Raw genomic sequence first — 19,363 nt, forward strand, 5'->3', positions numbered from 1 at the left:
GTATAAAAATTCAAAAACCATTTAATAAAGTATCAATAGAGTTAAAATACATATAGCTTACTTTTAATTTTAAAGAGGAATACAAGAAATAATTTCTTGTATTCCTGTTATAAGATTGGGAGAACCAAGTTGATAATTTCACCCATTTCTTTGGATCTATTAATTTAAGTTTCGACTTTACTTATTTGAGCTTAGCCATTTGGTCGAGTCACAATCGGGAAAATTGAATCTGGACGTTTAAACATTGCAAAGAATTTTCCAATTTTCAGTGGATTACCTTTGACTTTACTGTCTTTAGAAAGCAGGACTTTTACCCCTTCTATTTGACCTGTAATCATTTTTAGATATAAGGGCTTGGTTAAGGTTAATGTAGGGCAATCCAATGCCAAATCTTTACTTTCATCATAACGCTTAAACTGCATGACTGAGTTTTCAACCCATAATGAAAAATGCTCTTTGGTATCCGACAAAACCAGATTGATACACTGGTTTTCATTTTTTAAATTTTCCACATCTAAATTTGTCGCCATAGCTTCAAGAAATCTTTCAGTTGGTGTATGAATCAATAAATCACTCGGATCAGAAGTATTTTGTAGGGGTACATTATTTTGTAGCTCTTGAGCGCCCACCAAAAAGAAATTACGCCAAGTTGAAGCCTCAGCAGCATAGCCCAATTGACGATAAGTATTCGCCAATAAGTCTTTTGCTTGTTGGTTTTGAGGGTTATTCAACACAATATGTTTTAAAATCTCGGCAGCCCATCTATAGTCAGCTTGAGCGTAGGCATCCCGCGCATTTTTCAATGCATTGTTCTCCCCACCTGCTAACTCAATATATTTTTTTGCAACAGCTTTAGGGGGTAATGGATCTAAATTGGAAGGATGGGCATCGAACCATCCCATATAATATTGGTATACTGCTTTTACATTATGTTTTAGGGTTCCATAATAGCCATGAGCATATAGTTTTTGATCAAGTGCCGCTGGAAGCTTAATTTTTTCGGCAATTTCAGCGCCATTAAAACCAGAGTTCATATATCTCACCGTCTGATCATGCGTGAACTTATAAACATCTCGCTGGGTTTTAATAAAATCTTGAATATTGTCATTGCCCCAGACAGGCCAATGATGCTGTGCAATCAATACATCGGATGCTTTGGCATGCTGCATTGCTTGGTCTAGATAGCCCACCCATTTTAAGGCATCACGGACTTTAGCACCCCGAAGGGTATAAAGATTATGCATGGTATGAGATAGAATTTCTGCGCCGTTATAAAGTTTCAATGATGGGATAGAGAACGTTAATTCTGCTGGTGCTTCTGAACCCGGCACGTTATAAAACACAAAATCCAAGCCATCAACCGTCATTTTCTGTTCTGGTTGAGTGATCAGTTGTGTAGGCTCAAGGATGCCCATTTTTCCCACAGCAACAGCCTTACCTAAACCTGTATCCACCAATCCTTCCGCATTTTTAGGTAGAAAAGTTCCATACATATAAGTCGCACGACGTATCATGGCTGAACCTGCCATCACATTTTCACTGGTCGCTTCTTCCATAAAGCCTTTTGGCGCAATAATTGGAGTTTTTCTAGCGTTAATTTCTTCGCTAGAAAGAACGCCTAATGCACCACCAAAATGATCGATATGGCTATGGGTAAAGATAATGGCTGAAATTTTTTGCTCACCTAAATGCTGTCTAGCAAATTTAAGTGCTGCTTCAGCCGTTTCTTTAGAGGTTAATGTATCCACAATAATCCAGCCAGTATCACCCTGAATGATGGTCATATTTGCCAAATCAAAACCACGAATTTGCCAAACTCGATCTGTTACTTTAAATAGCCCAACATTGTTGTTTAATTTTGCTTGTCGCCATAGAGTGGGATTAACGGTATTTGGTGCTTGATCTTGTAAAAAACTAAATGCATCAAAATCCCAGATAACATTGCCTTTCTCACTTTTAATTTGACCTGTTGGCTTGGCAATAAAGCCCTTTTGAGCCTGATTAAACTCAGTCATATCCTCTAAGTTATACTTCGCCTTATATGTATTATTTGATTCAATGACCGCTTTTTCTACTACAGTATTTGCTGCAAAAACAGAAAATGGCAGAATAAGCATCAATGAAACTGTTAAAAACTTAATTTTCATCTTCTTTCCTTTTTTTAAATAGAGGTGGTCCCACATGTTTGAACAACTAAAAGCTTATTTATAAGTGATACTCTGCTCTAGTTAAGCTACCTTATTTTGTTGTGGTAGCTGGTCATAGTAAAACTCATCTGGAGTCATTTTGTCCAGACTCGAATGAGGTCGTTTCAAATTATAAAATTCAAAATATGCGTTTAATTGCTTCTTCGCATCCAAAACATTGCTGTAGGCTTTGAGATACACCTCTTCATATTTAACGCTCCGCCATAATCGTTCAACCATCACATTATCAACCCATCGACCTTTACCATCCATGCTGATTTGGATGTCATTTGATTTCAATACATGGCAGAGTAAAACTTGAAGTGCGACATAAACCACCTAATTAATTTAAAGGGTTTATGGAGTATATAAAATTGTCATACCATCATCTTAACTTTGAAGATCGTACTGCATTAATGCTTGAGTCAAGAAAAGAAGGCTTTTCAGCCAGAAAATTTGCTGAACTCATTAAAAGACATCCTAGTACGATCTATCGTGAGCTTAAAAGAAATAGCATCAATGACGTTTATCAAGCTCGATATGCTTCTGATAACACCTTCGCTAGACGTAGACGTGGTCACAGAAAACTCAAAATCGATTCAATCCTCTGGAAATTTATTGTTGAAGCGATCCGTTGTTTATGGTCTCCTCAGCAAATAGCAAAGCGTTTAAAGACATTTCCTGATTTGGATCAAACAATGAATGTAAGCCATACAACGATTTATTCAACGATACGAGCATTACCCAAGGGTGAGTTGAAAAAAGACTTATTATCCTGTCTGCGTCATGAAAATAAAAAGCGAAAAGCTAACGGTGAACCTAAAAAAGATTCTATATTACAGGATATTAAAACTATTCATGAGCGCCCAGCCGAAGTTCAAGAAAGAAAAATACCGGGTCATTGGGAAGCTGATTTAATTAAAGGTAAAGACAATAAAAGTTCGATAGCAACACTTATTGAACGAAATACACGGCTCTGTATCTTGGCAACATTACCTGATGCAAAGGCAGAATCAGTGCGCAAGGCTTTAACTGAAGCTCTGAAATATTTACCTGCAGAACTGCGTAAAACGTTGACCTATGACCGTGGACGCGAGATGTCAGAACATAAAATACTCGAAGAAGATTTAGGCATAGATGTATATTTCTGTGACCCACATTCACCTTGGCAAAAAGGCACATGCGAAAATATGAATGGTTTAATTAGGCAATATTTACCTAAAGGGATTGATTTAAATCAGGCAGATCAGCATTATTTAAATCAAGTTGCCATGTCACTGAATACTCGTCCTAGAAAGGCGTTAGATTGGCTTACACCATTAGAGAAATTTGCTCAGCTTGTTGATTATCATATGGCTTTTGAAACTGTCGCACCTCATGTTTGAATTCGCCATGCTTTTATATTCCAATCATTTTGAAATAAATTAATATTGATCCGCTTTAGTAACGCGTTTTAAAGACGGATCTTTGGCTTCTCGGATTAAACGTTCCACATGGGTCATTTGGTGGCGTATCGCTTTGCCATATTGAAATAAAATCATTTCCCCTGGTGCAAAGGCTGTCCACGCTTCATTTTGAGTCAACGGTTCGGTAGTAATCACGGCCACGCGATCCTCTGCGGTAGTCACTTGACTAAAATCGACTTCAACATCAATGTCGATCAGCTGCGCAGGTTTAAATGGGTACTCACGCACCAACCAATGCAGTTTGGTAATGGCATAACTAAACAAGGCTTGTCCATTCGATAAACAAAAATTGAACGTGCCATGCTCCGCAATCCGTGGAGAAATATCCGTTAATAAATCAAAAACTTGATCTAGACTTGGCTCGATATAGCCAAACTTGTTCACCAGCTGATCAAGTAAATAGCAAAATGCACGTTCACTGTCGGTATTGCCAACTGGGGTAAAGCGTCCTGAAAGTACAGGATCAAAGTCATGCAAATCGCCATTATGCGCAAAAATCCACTGTCGCCCCCATAGCTCACGGCTAAATGGATGTGAGTTTTCTAAGTTAATTTTTCCCTGCGTCGCTTTGCGGATATGGGCAATCACATTGCGTGATTTGATCGGATAGTTCCGAATTAATTCAGCAATCGGCGACTCAACTGCAGATTGATTGTCAACGAATAAACGGCAGGCTTTATCCTCAAAAAAAGCTATCCCGAAACCGTCACAATGGTCTGAAGTAATCCCCGCGCGCTGTGAAAAGCCTCGAAATGAAAAGGTAATATCAGTCGGTGTTGCACAGTTCATTCCGAGCAGTTGGCACATAATCTTGATCTTATTTAAACATATTTATTTATGATGGTTTTATTGTGCATGAGTCCTGACTGGCTTGCAATTCACAATGCTTCATAACCCGAACACATTCACGCATAAAACTATTTTTATAAAATGCATAGGCCTAAAAAAAGCCTCCGAAGAGGCTTTTTTAAAATGCTAGTGTTTATTACTGCGATTGGTAATTAATGTACCGACACCATGATCGGTGAAAATCTCCAACAACGTTGCATGTGGCACACGACCATCCACAATATGCGCGCTTACCACACCACCTTTCACCGCATCTAGAGCACAACCCACTTTCGGAATCATCCCGCCGTAAATCACGCCCGTTTCAATGAGACGGTCAACTTCTTGGGTGGTTAGACCCGTGAGCAGGTTTTTATTTTCATCTAAAACACCTGAAATATTGGTCAACAAAATCAGCTTTTCAGCACCTAAAGCTTCAGCCACTTTTCCAGCCACCAAATCCGCGTTGATGTTATAAGTATTGCCCTCTTCATCCACACCTAAAGGTGCAATCACAGGAATAAAATCACCACTGGTAAACATTTCCAATACATCGGTTTTAACACTGGTCACTTCGCCCACTAGGCCTAGATCAATTTTTTGTACCGTGCCATCTTCCGCAGTTTTTTCCATCAGTAACTTTTGTGCACGCAGTAAATTACCATCTTTACCCGTTAAACCAATGGCACGACCGCCATGTTGGTTAATCAAGTTCACGATAGATTTATTCACACTACCGCCCAACACCATTTCAACCACTTCCATGGTCGCTGGATCGGTCACTCGCATACCATCAATACGATCCGACTCACGCCCCAATTGCTTTAAAAACGAATCCACTTGTGGACCGCCGCCATGCACCACGATTGGATTTAAACCGACGGTTTTTAACAAAACGATGTCACGTGCAAACGAGCTCTCAAGCTCAGGATCGGTCATTGCATTGCCACCATATTTCACTACTAGCGTTTTTCCAGCAAAACGTTGAATATACGGCAAAGCTTCAGTCAGGACTTGTGCTTTGTCGAGGCCAGTATGTTGATGTGGCATGTGCCTCTCCTTAATGGGCGTCTAATAGGTCTTGTGCAATCTGCGGATAATCTGCCGTCAGCATGTGCACAAAGTTATGGCGAATTTGATGGAGCCGCTGATCACTGTCCGCGTCGAAACGCACGGTAAAATACTCGCCCGTATTCGATGCTCGAATAATGCCAAATCCATCCTCAAAATCAAGTCTTACGCCATCAATTTTACTCATTTCTGCTTGAAAGTGCTGACTTTGTTTTTCCACATTCGCTAAAACCAGCGCGGGTGAAATCTGATGGGTGCTGATATAAATATCCTCTGTACTGGCACGTTCTGGGTAGTCTGCCAGTGCTTCGGACAAAGTGCATTGCTTCAAACTTAAGTATTCCAGCACACGTAGTGCGGCATATAAACCATCGTCATAACCAAAGCCACGACCATCATTAAATACATAATGCCCTGCATATTCACCGCCAAAAACCGCATGCCCTTCAGATTGCGCCAAATATTTCCGCAAAAAAGAACTACCTGTGCGAATCATTTTTGGAATACCGTGATGGGCCAATACTGTATTTCGAACCATGGTGGAACATTTCACATCAAAAACCACTTCATGTGCTGGATGATCAGCCAAACACATGTGCGCAAACAAGGACAATAAACGGTCTGCTGAAATGATTACGCCCTTTTCATCAATCAATACAACACGGTCACCATCCCCATCAAAGGCAATACCGATATCGGCATGCTGCTGTTGCACGGCGTTTCGTAGTAGATCTAGATGTTTGGCTTGAGATGGATCGGGGGCATGTTCAGGAAATTCACCATTGGCCTCACAGCGTAAAGCATGCACCTCACAGCCGAGTTTCTTTAAGACCAAAACGGCACAACGCCCCGCTGAACCGTATAAACCATCCACCACGACTTTATAGGGTCGCGGTTGAGGCATGAGCTGTATATCATTGAGCAATGCCGCCTGATAAGCCAGACAATATTCAGGCACGATCTGATGTGGCAACGTTTGCCAGTTCATCTCTGCATGGCTGTCAAAATATTCATTTGCATCGCGTGCCACCTGTTGGATTGCCTCAGGTAAAGGAGGCTCACCCTGCATAATCCATTTGATCCCATTATCCGACTTCGGATTGTGGCTGGCTGTCACCATAATGCCATTGCCGTCGAACTGACGTGCCGTGTAATACAACACAGGACTAGCACAACATCCGATGATTTGCGCATCTAAGCCCTGTTTAAGACATTCTTTGTAAATAATTTCTGCAAAAGCAGGACTGCTTTGTCTAGCATCATAACCAATGGCTAAACGTGTCTGCCCAGTCTTTAAATATTGAGTTGCGAGCGCTTGTGTAATGGCACGAATCAGCTCAGCACTCATAACATCCAATTTGCCACGGATGTCATAGGCACGAAAAATATGTGCAGGAAATTTTGGCTGAAAATCCATAGGTCTAACTTCTAATTTATTCAGATCAACAGCTCTTTCAGCTGTCCTTGTTGTTATGCTTAACGCTGGGTTTAATTTTACTAAGGATTCAAAAAAGAGTTGTAACTTTTTATGAACTAAAAATGATCATTCAGCATTAAAACAACAAAGCCTCTTTCAAGGAGAGGCTTTGTTGTTTTACTTTATCACTGAGAGATTAGTTTTGACCAGTATGTCCGAAACCACCTGCACCACGTTCTGTCGCTTCAAATTCATTTACAATATCGAACTGTGCTTGAATCACAGGTACGAGTACATACTGTGCAAGACGTTCACCTGGCTCTAAACTGAAAGCCGTTTGGCTACGGTTCCAAACTGAAACCATCAATTCACCTTGATAGTCCGAATCAATTAATCCCACCAAGTTACCCAAAACAATACCGTGCTTATGACCTAAACCTGAACGCGGTAAAATTAAACCTGCAAAGTGCGGGTCTTCAATATAAATAGATAAACCCGTTTTGACCAAAACAGTTTGTCCTGGTTCAATGACGGTCGCAACATCGACACATGCACGAAGGTCTAAGCCGGCTGAACCCGTTGTCGCATAAGTTGGCATTGGCCATTCATTGCCTAAACGCGAATCCAACACTTTAACCTGAACTTTCATTCTCTTTTTCCTAGTACAATAAATTTCTAAAACAAAAAATAATTAGCGCTTAATCAAAGCACGTAAATTGTCTAAATAATGCTGCGCTTGTAATTTCGGATCGACATTGCCCGCCAGTTTCTTTTTACGCCCCAACCATTCCAACTCATCTTGCGGTAACTCATCCAAGAAGCGACTTGGCGTCATTTGCTTCATTTGACCGCCCGCCTTACGTTGTTCTGCAAGCGTAATGGTTAAACCCTGACGCGCACGGGTAATGCCCACGTACATCAGGCGACGCTCTTCCTCAACTGTATCGGCGGCAATCGAGTTTTTATGCGGCAGCAACTCTTCCTCAAGTCCAATCAGATAAACATATGGAAACTCAAGACCTTTAGACGCATGCAGCGTCAATAAGTTTACTTTGTCAGTGTCTTCCTCTTCTTGCTGCTGCTCTAACATATCCAGCAACACCATTTTACGAATCACACTTTCAATATTTTTCTCATCAACATCTTCAGCACGGTTAATCAAACTTTGAATACTGCTATACAACACTTCAATATTATCCAGCTTGGTTTTTTCCTGCGCAGGCGTCGCCGCAGACTCTTTGAGATAGTCGATATAACCCGCTTCAACCATCATCTTACGGATAATTGGCACAGGTTCATCATCCTCAAGCAACTCACGAGTGAAGGTGGTAATGAAGTCTGCAAACTCCGCCAACTGTGTGGTGGCTTTTTTAGGAATCACCATGGTGAGACGCTGATCACCCGCTGCAGAGAGCAACGACAAATGATTTTCTTGTGCAAACAGACCCAGCTTTTCTAAAGTCACAGGCCCAATGGCACGTTTAGGTGTATTGATAATCCGTAAAAATGCACTGTCATCTTCAGGGTTAATAATGACGCGCAAATAGCTCATCACGTCTTTGATTTCAGCTCGTCCGAAGAACGACTGACCACCTGATAATTTGTACGGAATCTGCATTTGACGCAGTTGTGTTTCCAGTGCACGTGCTTGGAAATTACCCCGATACAAAATGGCGTAATCTTTCCAATTTTTACCATTCATCAGTTTATGGGTAATTAAGTCTTTCACCACGCGTTCTGACTCATCGTCATCATTGCGGCACGTTATCACTCGAATGACTTCACCATGTCCTTTGTCTGACCACAGTTTTTTATCAAAAATATGCGGATTGTTACCAATCACAGTATTGGCCGCTTTCAAAATACGACTGGTCGAACGATAGTTCTGTTCGAGTTTAATCACTTTTAAATTGTGAAAATCCTCATTCAGCAAAGCCATATTTTCAGGCTTGGCACCACGCCATGCGTAGATCGATTGATCATCATCACCCACAGCTGTGAACTGTCCCATCACCCCGACCAGCAATTTCACCAAAATATACTGTGCGGTGTTGGTGTCTTGATACTCATCGACCAATAAATAGCGAATGCGATTTTGCCAGCGCTCACGTACTTCTGCATTTTCTTGTAAAAGACGCGTCGGCATCACGATCAGGTCATCAAAATCGACCGCATTATAGGCACGTAAATTACGCTCATACAGTTGATACAAGTGCGCAAACTGAACATCTTCTGCGGTTTCACAGGTGGTGTGTGCTTGCTCAGGTGGAATCAGATCGTTTTTCCAATCTGAAATCATCTTCATGGCTTTGGCAATCAGCTCTTTACTTTCCGCACCGGATAAATTGTCACGGTGCATCAAGTCCATCAAAATACGCTTACAGTCGTCCGCATCTAAAATAGAAAAATTATTTTTTAATGGTGTGTGTTTTAACTCTAAACGCAACATGTTTAGACCGAAGGTATGGAAAGTCGAAACTGAAAGGCCTTTTGCCTCTTCGCGTGAAAGTAATTTAGTGACACGTTCTTTCATTTCGCGTGCTGCTTTATTGGTAAAAGTCATCGCTGTGATGCGATACGCTGGAATACCGCAGTGTTTCACCAAGTAAGCAACCTTACGGGTAATCACCGAAGTTTTACCTGAACCAGCCCCTGCAAGTACTAACAAGGGTCCTTGAGTGTATTTCATGGCTTCAAGTTGCTTGTCGTTTAATTGACTTGCCAGTGACATAGTCTTTCCTCTATTTCATTCCGAGCTCGATTATAGTCATCTCCGCTACAGATGCATAATGCAAATTCATATTTTAACAGTCATAAAAAAACCACCCGAAGGTGGTTTTTCAGTCTTCAATAAAAATTATTGAATTGCGTAGATACTGATTTCTACACGACGGTTTTGCTCACGGCCTTCAGCAGTCGCGTTAGACGCGATTGGGTTTGCTGAACCTTGACCTTGTGCATTAATACGTGTTGTAGAAACACCTTGAGATGCCAAGTAGCTTGCTACAGATTGCGCACGCGCTTGAGACAGAGGAATGTTAATTGAATCATTACCTGTACTATCTGTATAACCTGTTACAAGAATACCGCTCTTGTTATCTTCAGTTAAGGTTTGCGCAACTTTGTTTAAAGTTGAATAGAAGTTCGGCTTGATGTTTGATTTGTTGGTATCAAAAGTAATGTTACCCGGCATGATTAAGCCTACAGAGCCATCTGGATTACGGTTAACTTCTACACCAGTCCCCGCCATTTGTTGGCGAAGTTTCTTCTCTTTGTTGTCAAGGTAAACACCCGTTGCACCACCGACAACTGCGCCAATCGCTGCAGCACGGTTGTTTTGACTGCTCGTGTTTGCGTTTCCTTTAGAAACACCATAACCTGCAGCAGCACCAATTAAGGTCCCTAGAGCAGCTTTATCGTATTCTACACCGCCAATGTTATTACCAGTGCTTTGACAACCTGTAAGAACCATTGCCCCAACGACTGCGGAAATTGCTAGTGCACGCATCGCATGCCTCCTTCTTTGTGTGTTTTGTTTATAGAACGAATATTGTCGTAAAACGATGATCTAGACCATTGATTTTTTGTTAATAATAAAGCCTTTATTTACAATATGTAATAAAAAATTTCCTTTTCAAGGCTTTCTTCGTCACAATTTCTACACAGTTAATGCTTGGTGCTTTTCTATTTGATCATCCCGTACTATATTGAGCTTTAGAAATAGAACGAGTTGCGAAACGCATTATATTTTAGGGTTTATTTTTATGTCATCACCAAACCAAAAACAACCTTTATTAAAAAAAATCACACGTGGTTTAACTGTTGGTTCAGTCATTACAGGCAGTACTTTTTTTCATGGCCCTCCAGTGCTTGCGCTTGGCCTGACCAAACTGTTTAAAAAATCTAAAAAGGTGGATGAGACGAATATTCAAATCACTAACAGTTGGCTGGCTGTGAACAATTATTTAATCGATCATGTCTTGCCCAGCACGAAATGGGATATTTCTGTCGATGATGGTCTTGAGCTAAGTATGCAAGGTCGTTATCTCATGACCTGTAACCACCAAAGTTGGGTCGACACCACGGTTAACCAATATTTTGGTTTAACCCGTATGCCCCTTACCCGCTTCTTTACCAAGTGGGAACTTATTTTTATTCCATTTGTCGGCCAAGCTTTTAAAATTCTCGGCTTCCCGATGATGAAGCGGCATAGTAAAGAACAAATTGCGAAAAATCCTGCGTTGAAAACACGCGATATGGAAGAGGCACGTAAGTCTTGTGAACAACTGCTCAGCCAACCGTTCACCTTGTTAAACTATTTGGAAGGCACGCGTTTTACGCAAGAGAAGCATGCACAGCAGCAATCGCCTTACCAAAATTTGCTTAAACCGAAAGCGGGTGGCTTGGCCTTAGGCTTAAGTATTTTAGGTAATGACATTGATGCCTTAGTAGATATGACTATTGTCTATCCCGACGGCGCACCTGGCTATAGCGAATTTTGGCTCGGGGAAGTCCCACGGATTGCGGTTAATTTGCGTAAAATTGATATTCCTGCATGGGTGCTTGCTGGAAACTATGAAGACGATGCTCACTTTCGTGAACAATTCCAACAGTGGGTCGATCAACTTTGGACTGAAAAAGACCAATTGATTGAAAAAATGAAAGCCAAATACTCAACCTCCAATTTAACCCAGTAAGGGTCTATGCATGATGCAGAATAACCAAGTCAAAAAGTCTAAATATCATCAGGTTGATCCACAAAGTTTGTATTTCAAACTGTTTTTGATCTATGACATTTTTATGGTGTTTCTCATCATTTTTAACTTGTTTTGTTTGTGTGCTAATTTTTTTATCATGAGCAATATCGGTGGATGGTTTTTCCATGCCATTCACCTAGAAAGTGTCTTAAGCTTCTATCGTGAGCATTTGCATCCGTGGGTCATCACCACAGAAGCTTGGTTTATTCTGTTCTTGATTACTGAATTATTGGTGCGTTGGGGCATTGCGATCGTGTATCGACACCATCGTCGCTGGTTTTTCTTTCCCTTCATTCATTGGTACGAAATTTTAGCGATTATTCCTCATTTACGTTTTTTAAGATTATTTCGTGCAGGGGTGATTGCTTTTCGACTGCATGAATTAGGCTATAACGTCATTCCTCCATCGGTACAAGCGAAGGGCAAATTTTACTATCGCGTAGTGATGGAAGAACTCTCTGACCGCGTCGTGATTACCGTCTTGGATGGGGTGAAGCACGAATTAAATACCAGTTCGACCCATAAAAAAATTATCCATGACCTCGTCGATCATCATCGGGCTTTATTTGCACAAGCATTGGCTGAAATTTTACAAGAATCTCTCGCCACTGAATTGAAACAGCGTCAGTATTTCATTGCTCAGAATGTCGGTCTAATTGTCAATCGTGCGATTGAAGATACCCCTGAACTCACCCAATTACTGCGTTTGATTCCAATTGTGGGTGGAAGAATTGAGCAACAAATTCAAAGTATCGGACAACGACTCGGTGAAAACATCACACAAGGTTTACTGGAACCAATGGTGGTGGGAAATCCTGCACAGCCCAATGCCACCTATCGCTTGATAGCTGAAAAAGTCAGTGATTTAAAAATCGATAATCAGTCTTTGGAACAGTTGGTTGAGTCTGTGGTCTATGAAAGTTTGGATGCCATTCGCAAGCAAGTTAAGGTGAAACAGTGGTTAGAAGAGCTTGAAAAAGATGATCAAGCCAAAGAATAAGCATTAAGGTAAAAATATTACAAACGCAGCTAGTGCAATCCTTCATTTTGTTCTAGGATTTGCTCTATTTACAACATCACTTCTTTAGTAAAAAATAAATCTGAGAAGTCTTAAGGAAAAATTATGGCTGATATCCGGATAACTGGCAGAATGGTCAATGCGATTCGCATTACCCTTGACACCAATGATCATGATGCAATCCGACAGCAATTAAGTAAAACATTACAAAATGCATCGACTGCTGGGGCGTTAGTTGTTCTGGAAAGTAGCGTTGAGCAAGAGTTAATTTCCTTGATTCAATTATTGCTGGATCTAGATGTACAGCCAATGGCAGTACAAGAAGGAATTTTGGCGGAACAAGCCCGTGCCATTCAATTCCCCGTGATTCCTGCGCAAGGTCATGGTATTAGTTCGCAACTTCAAGAAGTCAAAGCAACCAAAGAGCAAGTGGTTGAAGCCCCAGCTCCTGCTACGACAGTTTCTACCAATGCGCCAGTTGCGGCAGCACCTGTTATTCGTCATGCAACTTCATATCATGACGAAATTTTACGTACGGGTCAGTGCTTGGTTCAAAATCAAGGCGATATCATTATTACCGCAGGCATTAACAGCGGCTCGGAAGTGATTGCTTCAGGAAATATACATATTTATGGTAGTGCTCGTGGTAGAGTCATTGCCGGCGCGGGCGGAAACAGCGCTGCACGTATCTTCTGTCATGCTCTAGAAGCTGAATTGGTTTCAATTGCAGGGACCTATTGTGTTGCAGATGATATTCCAGCGCAGCATTTAAAACGCCCAACACATATTTACTTAAATGATCAACAAGAGCTTGTATTTGAAGCGCTTGAATTTTAATGTATAAATAAACACCAAAAGCCCCAAATGATAAATAAGGGGATTTAAACCATAACAGGAGTGGATTCGGTGGCGAAAATTGTTGTCGTAACATCAGGCAAAGGTGGCGTAGGCAAAACTACGACAAGCGCATCTTTTGCAACAGGTTTAGCCCTACGTGGTCACAAAACTGTTGTGATCGATTTTGACGTAGGTTTACGTAACCTTGATTTGATCATGGGTTGTGAACGCCGCGTTGTGTATGATTTTGTCAATGTATTAAATAACGAAGCTCGATTACAACAAGCGCTTATCCGCGATAAAGATATCGAGAATTTATATATTTTACCTGCGTCGCAAACCCGTGATAAAGATGCCTTAACTGATGAAGGCGTAGCACGTGTCATGGATGAGTTGTCACAAGAGTTTGACTACATTATTTGTGACTCACCTGCAGGTATCGAACGCGGTGCAATTTTAGCAATGTACCATGCCGATGAAGCGATTATTGTCACCAACCCTGAAATTTCATCTGTACGTGACTCTGACCGTATTATTGGTATGCTCGACAGCAAAACCAAAAAAGTTGAAATGAATGAAGGTCGTATTCGTAAACACTTGTGTATCACACGCTTCAACCCTGAACGTGCCGATAAACAAGAAATGTTAACCATTGACGACATTTCTAAAGATATTTTACGTGTGCCAACTTTGGGAGTGATTCCTGAGTGTAAGAGTGTTTTACAAGCATCTAACGAAGGTAAACCAGTGATTCTCTTTACTGAAGAAGCAGCAGGCCAAGCCTATGATGACCTTGTGGCACGTTTCTTAGGTGAAGAACGTCCTTACCGTCATATTACGGTGAAGCCTAAAGGCTGGTTAGCACGACTATTTGGAGCGTAGACATGGCAGGATTTTGGAGTAAGCTTTTTAGTAATGATGAAAAACCGTCTAGTGCTCAAACAGCAAAAGATCGTTTGAAAGTCATCGTAGCGTCTGAAAGTGGTTTAGGTAAACGTCTTAGCCAAGACAAAATCGACCAAATGAAGAAAGAAATCATGCAAGTGGTGAATCGCTATGTTCGCGGTGTAGATGAACAGCACATTCAAATGGCTGTCCGTTCTGAAGCGAATATTGAAATGCTTGAAATGAATATCAATTTGCCTGAAGAACGTTAATCTGATTTTTGATTAGTCAAGCAAATTGAATCAAGGCAGAATATGCGCAGACACAAGAAAGTATTTTCTTTGTCTCCCATATTTTGCCTTTTTTAATGATTAAACCAGCAAGGAGATTGCTATGGCATTATCTCAGCCAGCAACGTTCAATGAAGAATGGTCAGATGAGCGTGTATTTGCCTACTTAACTCAGCTTCCTCCTGAAGGTGTGAATGGCGATTTTCATGTGTTGTACCATGCATTTAAACACATGCGCCCAAGTGATTATGAGCGTCTACTCACCCAATTTAAAACGGATGGTCGCGATATTAACGCAACTAATCCAGAAGGTCAGCGCATTCATGACGTCATTGCCGCTTACCCACGTCAGGCAGCACCGTTTTTAGAAGTCTTGGCTAAATTTGCCTAACTCTTCAAAAACAGCAATTTTAAAATGCCAGCTCAGTACGGTAGAACTGGCATTTTTTATGTCTGTAAAAACCACATCCAAAGTGGAAAAGTCAAACCGAAACACAAAGTTTGCAAACTAATGATTGCCGCCATGAGTTGACTATCCCCTTGAAAATATTTGGTTAGGACATAGGCTGCTGAGGCTGTTGGGAGCGAGAAGAATACCACCACAATCATGGTTTCAAATGTTGCTAAACCAAATAAAAGACAGCCTACATAGGCTAAAATAGGTACCAAGATTAAACGCCCAAAGGTATTTAGAATTAGCGCTCGGCCAGCATATTTTAACGCATTAAACTGGAGTGCTGCGCCCACACACAAGAGCCCAAGCGGAAGGCTCATCCCTGCTACTAGCTTTAAAGATTGGCTGATGCTCTCAGGCAAATGCATACCTGAAAAATTAAAAAGAATCCCGACCAGACAGGCCAGAATCAGCGGATTTTTCGCAACCGACCACGCAATATTTTTATAAGACAGTCCCTGCCCTTGAGAAAAACCAAGTACGGACAGTACATTTACCAAAGGAATGACAAAAGCAATAATCATGGCAAAGACTTGCATCCCCGCAGCACCAAAAATCAAAGCCATACTGGTCAAACCAATATAAGTATTAAAACGAATATGACTCTGTAAATAGACGCCAAATTGCGCCACAGGCGTACCATACAGCGCTTTTAATACCCACAGCACCACACTCATCAGCAAGGTCACACTAAAGACCACAGCAAGCGCTGGCAAGACTTGCCCTACATTAAAATGAACGGTGGCTAGACTACTGAACAGCAAAACAGGAAACAAAATCCAATAATTCAGTCTTTCAGCGCCTTGCCAAAATTCTACCGTTAAAAAGCGATACCGCTTTAATACATACCCCATGGCAATGAGTACCACCAATGGAATTAATGCATCAATAATTTGCATGACTGGATGCCTAAACTGAATGATTAAGAAAAAGCCTGCAATCCGCAGGCTTTCTTTTTAAACTAAAATTTCTCGCTTACCGTTCGCACCTTGCGCACTCACGATCCCGTTTTCTTCCATTTGGTCGACAATCCGCGCGGCACGGTTATAGCCTAAACTAAACTTACGTTGTAGCGAGGACACAGAAACCTTGCGTGTTTCCAATACAAAGGATACGCACTGGTCATAAAGTGCATCACGGTTTGGATCGCCATCACCATCTTCAAAGCCACGAGAACTTGGCTCTTCATCAAATGGCGTTAAGATTTCATCAACATAGTTTGGCGAACCCCGTTCACGCCAAGCATCGCAGATGCGGTTGACTTCATCATCGGCAATAAAGGCACCATGTACACGTTCAGGTTCAATTTTACCCGGCCCTAAGAACAACATATCACCATGACCCAGTAAGTCTTCCGCCCCACCAGCATCCAAAATCGTGCGTGAGTCAATTTTCGAGTTCACACGTAAAGCCACACGTGTTGGAATGTTGGCTTTAATCAGACCCGTAATTACATCGACCGATGGACGCTGCGTTGCAAGTAACAAATGAATGCCTGCGGCACGTGACTTTTGTGCCAAACGCGTAATCATTTCTTCAGCTTTCTTACCGACCTGCATAATCATATCGGCAAACTCATCCGCCACAATCACAATCGATGGTAATGGGGTCAAACGTGGTGCACGCTCACCTGCAACCGAATCACTGGCTTTCCAAGTCGGGTCAATCAGCTCTTCACCATTGGCAATCGCTTCTTCCACTTTACGGTTATAGTCCGCCAGCTTACGAATTTTTAAGAAAGACATTAGCTTATAGCGACGTTCCATTTCATTCACACACCAGTTCAAGGCACTGACTGCATCTTTCATGTCCGTGACCACTGGTGTGAGCAAATGTGGAATATCGTTATAGTTAGCGAGCTCTAACTGTTTCGGGTCAATCAAAATTAAACGTAACTCATTCGGCGTATATTTCAACAACATCGATAAAATCATCGAGTTTACTGCCACCGACTTACCTGAACCTGTGGTGCCTGCAACCAGCATATGCGGCGCTTTACCTAAGTCAGCAATGACAGGATTACCTGAAATATCTTTGCCCATTGCCATCGAAAGAATGCTATTCGGATCGGTAAAAGCAGGAATGGTCAACAACTCGATTAAACGCACCATTTCACGTGTGCTATTCGGCACTTCAATCCCGATATACGGTTTACCCGGAATAACTTCGACCACACGTACAGATGCCATGGACATGGAACGTGCCAGATCTCGGGAAATATTGGTCACTTTAGAGGCTTTCACGCCCGGTGCTAAATCCAACTCAAAACGAGTTACTACGGGCCCTGGCTGCGCTTCGACCACTTTGGCTTTGACATTAAACTCTTGTAGTTTAATTTCAAGCAATTCAGATAAACGCGCCAACTGTTCAGCAGTGAAATTGACTTTTTTATTGAGGTCAACTTCATCCAGCAAATCCAACCCTGGCAGTGGTGATAAATCACGACGACGCTCTGCTACTTGCATGGACAAAGACATTGGACGGCCTGATGCATCAGTCAAAGGCGCATCAAAGTCAAACTCTTCTTCGTCTTGCGGTTTTCCAGCGGTGTCCTGCCATGCTTCAATAAACGCTTCTTTGGACAAAACTTCTTTGGCTACAGCCACTGTAGCACTTGTGCTCACTGTATTATGATGCTGAATGGGTGCTTGTACAAAAGCTGATGACTGCGCATAGCTACTGCTGGTCCGCACATCTGAAGCAGCAACTTTCTGCTCCGACCAATCTTCAGCAAGGAATTCGTCTAAATCATCCAATTCATCAAGCTGTGCTTTTGCAATTCCACTCGGCGCTGGTTGTAATGCAACGGGACTTGCAGCAGCACTTAAGGTTGCAACCTCGGCTACCGCAATTGGATCTTCAACCACATGTAAATGAGACACCGGTTCAGGCGTATTGAAGGGGCTGTGAACATCCGTTGCTGTTTTGCCATTGGGTACGGCAGCAAGCAGCTCGTCAAAGATTTCATCATCATCCCAATCAACATTTTTCTTCTGTGCAGGAGCATCGTCTTGGAAATAATGAGGATCAGCAATTGCCGCTGTATGATCTTGCACCACTGCTTGAAAGTGTTGTTCTGGGCTAAATGGGCGATCTTCTTCGGCAGCACGAAGTAAAGCATCAATATCATTTTTATGACGTTGATCTTCACCTGAGTTTAATGCACGCCACACTTCCCCTGTCGCCACCACGCGTTGACTGTCTTGTTCTAATTGGTGCGCTTTTTCTATAGTCCGCTCAAGCTCTACTTCATCATCCACATCCACCTGTTGTTCTTGAACACGTTGCTCTTTGGCCACCATGTCATTAAACAAATGCTCTGCTGAATAGTCGCGCTGAGGTGCTTTAACTGATGCCTCTTGCACGGCTACTGGCGCCTCGACCAATTCCGTTGCTTCAACACTCTTTTTCGGTGCCGTTGCAATCACTTCTTTTTTGACGCTTGGCGTCGTACGATCAAAGGCAGACTCGCTTTCAGGTACGTTACGGTAAAATAAATCTTGTAAATACGCAGGAGTTGCTTTGAGGGTCGCGAAAGTACGGTTCCATTTGATACCGAAAGCCAAGGTCAATAAGACCACGGTAAACACGACCAAAAATAAGGTTGCACCGTAAATGGTTAAAATCTGCGACAAACTTTGTCCCAGTTCATAACCAATAATGCCGCCAGAGGCATTGTCTAATGTGTCCGCTGGAACTTTCCAAAACAAGAACAGTAAGCTAGCGGTTGCAAGCAAAATAAAGAATTGTGCAGCATAACGAAATGGACGGTTTAAAAAACTATGCGGCCACCAGACTTGAATGGCTTCAATGAACAAAAACACAGGAATAAGTAGACTTGCCCAGCCTAAAAAACCGAACAGTAAGTCAGCAATCCACGCCCCAGCAACGCCACTGGCATTCGAGACTTGCAAGGTATCACTTGATATATGCATCCAGCCCGGATCAAATGGGGTATAGGTCACGGTAGCAAGGAACAAATAAATGCCAAACGAGACTAAAAATAATGTCATTAATAAGCGCTGTGCATAAGCACCCGACACCTCAGTCATATACTGTCCTGTAACAAATTCTTCATTAATGTTTTTGTTCGAAACCTAAAGCAAAAGTTTCACAATAAACGTCATATTATGCACCTCTTCTTTATAAAAAGA

Annotated in this window: 16 protein-coding genes and 1 pseudogene; 7 read left to right on the plus strand and 10 right to left on the minus strand. The window is 41.9% G+C overall.

The window, feature by feature from the left end; genetic code table 11:
- Positions 1-191: 191 nt before the first annotated feature.
- The gene (locus AC5EUN_RS13085) at positions 192-2,147 is read right to left on the minus strand and encodes an alkyl/aryl-sulfatase (protein ID WP_000693745.1); all 1,956 of its coding nucleotides are present in this window, start codon (positions 2,145-2,147) and stop codon (positions 192-194) included.
- Between the two features lie 81 nt (positions 2,148-2,228).
- Positions 2,229-2,489: pseudogene (locus tag AC5EUN_RS13090) on the minus strand (integrase core domain-containing protein); the annotation flags it as partial.
- Positions 2,490-2,545: 56 nt separating this feature from the next.
- Here AC5EUN_RS13090 and AC5EUN_RS13095 point away from each other — a divergent pair.
- Complete coding sequence (locus AC5EUN_RS13095; protein ID WP_004994718.1) at positions 2,546-3,571, plus strand: IS30-like element ISAba125 family transposase; 1,026 nt, start codon at positions 2,546-2,548, stop codon at positions 3,569-3,571.
- A gap of 39 nt (positions 3,572-3,610) precedes the next feature.
- Here AC5EUN_RS13095 and AC5EUN_RS13100 read toward each other — a convergent pair whose 3' ends face one another.
- The 6 genes from AC5EUN_RS13100 to AC5EUN_RS13125 all read right to left on the minus strand — a co-directional run bounded on the left by AC5EUN_RS13100 (position 3,611) and on the right by AC5EUN_RS13125 (position 10,476).
- Positions 3,611-4,459, minus strand: coding sequence for a class II glutamine amidotransferase (locus AC5EUN_RS13100; protein WP_010326014.1), 849 nt, complete (start codon positions 4,457-4,459; stop codon positions 3,611-3,613).
- A 168-nt stretch (positions 4,460-4,627) separates the two neighbouring features.
- Positions 4,628-5,530, minus strand: coding sequence for an acetylglutamate kinase (gene argB / locus AC5EUN_RS13105; protein WP_004984290.1), 903 nt, complete (start codon positions 5,528-5,530; stop codon positions 4,628-4,630).
- Positions 5,531-5,540: 10 nt separating this feature from the next.
- Complete coding sequence (locus tag AC5EUN_RS13110) at positions 5,541-6,968, minus strand: phosphomannomutase/phosphoglucomutase (protein WP_010326013.1); 1,428 nt, start codon at positions 6,966-6,968, stop codon at positions 5,541-5,543.
- Between the two features lie 196 nt (positions 6,969-7,164).
- Positions 7,165-7,617 carry a dUTP diphosphatase gene (dut, locus tag AC5EUN_RS13115; protein ID WP_287167033.1) on the minus strand — a complete coding sequence of 151 codons (453 nt, stop codon included), beginning with the start codon at positions 7,615-7,617 and terminating at the stop codon, positions 7,165-7,167.
- Positions 7,618-7,659: 42 nt separating this feature from the next.
- The gene (locus tag AC5EUN_RS13120; RefSeq protein WP_493352374.1) at positions 7,660-9,699 is read right to left on the minus strand and encodes a UvrD-helicase domain-containing protein; all 2,040 of its coding nucleotides are present in this window, start codon (positions 9,697-9,699) and stop codon (positions 7,660-7,662) included.
- 126 nt (positions 9,700-9,825) lie between these two features.
- Positions 9,826-10,476, minus strand: coding sequence for a YiaD family glycine zipper/OmpA-like lipoprotein (locus tag AC5EUN_RS13125; protein WP_287167035.1), 651 nt, complete (start codon positions 10,474-10,476; stop codon positions 9,826-9,828).
- 256 nt (positions 10,477-10,732) lie between these two features.
- Between AC5EUN_RS13125 and yihG the strand changes: the two genes are divergently transcribed.
- The 6 genes from yihG (at position 10,733) to AC5EUN_RS13155 (ending at position 15,146) form a co-directional block, all read left to right on the plus strand.
- Positions 10,733-11,665, plus strand: a complete 933-nt coding sequence (yihG, locus tag AC5EUN_RS13130) for a 1-acylglycerol-3-phosphate O-acyltransferase, YihG family (RefSeq protein WP_287167036.1) — start codon at positions 10,733-10,735, stop codon at positions 11,663-11,665.
- Positions 11,666-11,675: 10 nt separating this feature from the next.
- Positions 11,676-12,725 carry a preprotein translocase subunit SecA gene (locus AC5EUN_RS13135; protein ID WP_493352375.1) on the plus strand — a complete coding sequence of 350 codons (1,050 nt, stop codon included), beginning with the start codon at positions 11,676-11,678 and terminating at the stop codon, positions 12,723-12,725.
- A 123-nt stretch (positions 12,726-12,848) separates the two neighbouring features.
- A complete protein-coding gene (gene minC / locus AC5EUN_RS13140; protein ID WP_010326009.1) occupies positions 12,849-13,580 on the plus strand; it encodes a septum site-determining protein MinC in 732 nt (243 codons plus the stop codon).
- Between the two features lie 69 nt (positions 13,581-13,649).
- Positions 13,650-14,462, plus strand: a complete 813-nt coding sequence (gene minD / locus AC5EUN_RS13145) for a septum site-determining protein MinD (protein ID WP_010326008.1) — start codon at positions 13,650-13,652, stop codon at positions 14,460-14,462.
- Between the two features lie 2 nt (positions 14,463-14,464).
- Positions 14,465-14,737 (plus strand): cell division topological specificity factor MinE, encoded by a 273-nt coding sequence (gene minE / locus AC5EUN_RS13150; RefSeq protein ID WP_004694905.1) that lies wholly within the window; start codon positions 14,465-14,467, stop codon positions 14,735-14,737.
- 121 nt (positions 14,738-14,858) lie between these two features.
- Positions 14,859-15,146 carry a PA4642 family protein gene (locus AC5EUN_RS13155; protein ID WP_004694907.1) on the plus strand — a complete coding sequence of 96 codons (288 nt, stop codon included), beginning with the start codon at positions 14,859-14,861 and terminating at the stop codon, positions 15,144-15,146.
- 56 nt (positions 15,147-15,202) lie between these two features.
- Here the strand turns inward: AC5EUN_RS13155 and AC5EUN_RS13160 are convergent, their stop codons facing one another.
- Positions 15,203-16,108, minus strand: a complete 906-nt coding sequence (locus AC5EUN_RS13160) for an AEC family transporter (protein WP_010326007.1) — start codon at positions 16,106-16,108, stop codon at positions 15,203-15,205.
- A 57-nt stretch (positions 16,109-16,165) separates the two neighbouring features.
- Positions 16,166-19,261: a DNA translocase FtsK gene (locus AC5EUN_RS13165; RefSeq protein ID WP_010326006.1), complete on the minus strand. Its 3,096-nt coding sequence runs from the start codon at positions 19,259-19,261 to the stop codon at positions 16,166-16,168.
- Positions 19,262-19,363: the final 102 nt, after the last annotated feature.

The sequence above is a fragment of the Acinetobacter sp. CAU_H_S170_2 genome (genome assembly GCF_058890445.1).

Coding starts and splice junctions, on each gene's coding strand:
- AC5EUN_RS13085 (WP_000693745.1), bottom strand. CDS start 2,147: ATGAAAATTAAGTTTTTAACAGTTTCATTGATGCTTATTCTGCCATTT.
- AC5EUN_RS13095 (WP_004994718.1), top strand. CDS start 2,546: ATGGAGTATATAAAATTGTCATACCATCATCTTAACTTTGAAGATCGT.
- AC5EUN_RS13100 (WP_010326014.1), bottom strand. CDS start 4,459: ATGTGCCAACTGCTCGGAATGAACTGTGCAACACCGACTGATATTACC.
- argB (WP_004984290.1), bottom strand. CDS start 5,530: ATGCCACATCAACATACTGGCCTCGACAAAGCACAAGTCCTGACTGAA.
- AC5EUN_RS13110 (WP_010326013.1), bottom strand. CDS start 6,968: ATGGATTTTCAGCCAAAATTTCCTGCACATATTTTTCGTGCCTATGAC.
- dut (WP_287167033.1), bottom strand. CDS start 7,617: ATGAAAGTTCAGGTTAAAGTGTTGGATTCGCGTTTAGGCAATGAATGG.
- AC5EUN_RS13120 (WP_493352374.1), bottom strand. CDS start 9,699: ATGTCACTGGCAAGTCAATTAAACGACAAGCAACTTGAAGCCATGAAA.
- AC5EUN_RS13125 (WP_287167035.1), bottom strand. CDS start 10,476: ATGCGTGCACTAGCAATTTCCGCAGTCGTTGGGGCAATGGTTCTTACA.
- yihG (WP_287167036.1), top strand. CDS start 10,733: ATGTCATCACCAAACCAAAAACAACCTTTATTAAAAAAAATCACACGT.
- AC5EUN_RS13135 (WP_493352375.1), top strand. CDS start 11,676: ATGATGCAGAATAACCAAGTCAAAAAGTCTAAATATCATCAGGTTGAT.
- minC (WP_010326009.1), top strand. CDS start 12,849: ATGGCTGATATCCGGATAACTGGCAGAATGGTCAATGCGATTCGCATT.
- minE (WP_004694905.1), top strand. CDS start 14,465: ATGGCAGGATTTTGGAGTAAGCTTTTTAGTAATGATGAAAAACCGTCT.
- AC5EUN_RS13155 (WP_004694907.1), top strand. CDS start 14,859: ATGGCATTATCTCAGCCAGCAACGTTCAATGAAGAATGGTCAGATGAG.
- AC5EUN_RS13160 (WP_010326007.1), bottom strand. CDS start 16,108: ATGCAAATTATTGATGCATTAATTCCATTGGTGGTACTCATTGCCATG.
- AC5EUN_RS13165 (WP_010326006.1), bottom strand. CDS start 19,261: ATGACTGAGGTGTCGGGTGCTTATGCACAGCGCTTATTAATGACATTA.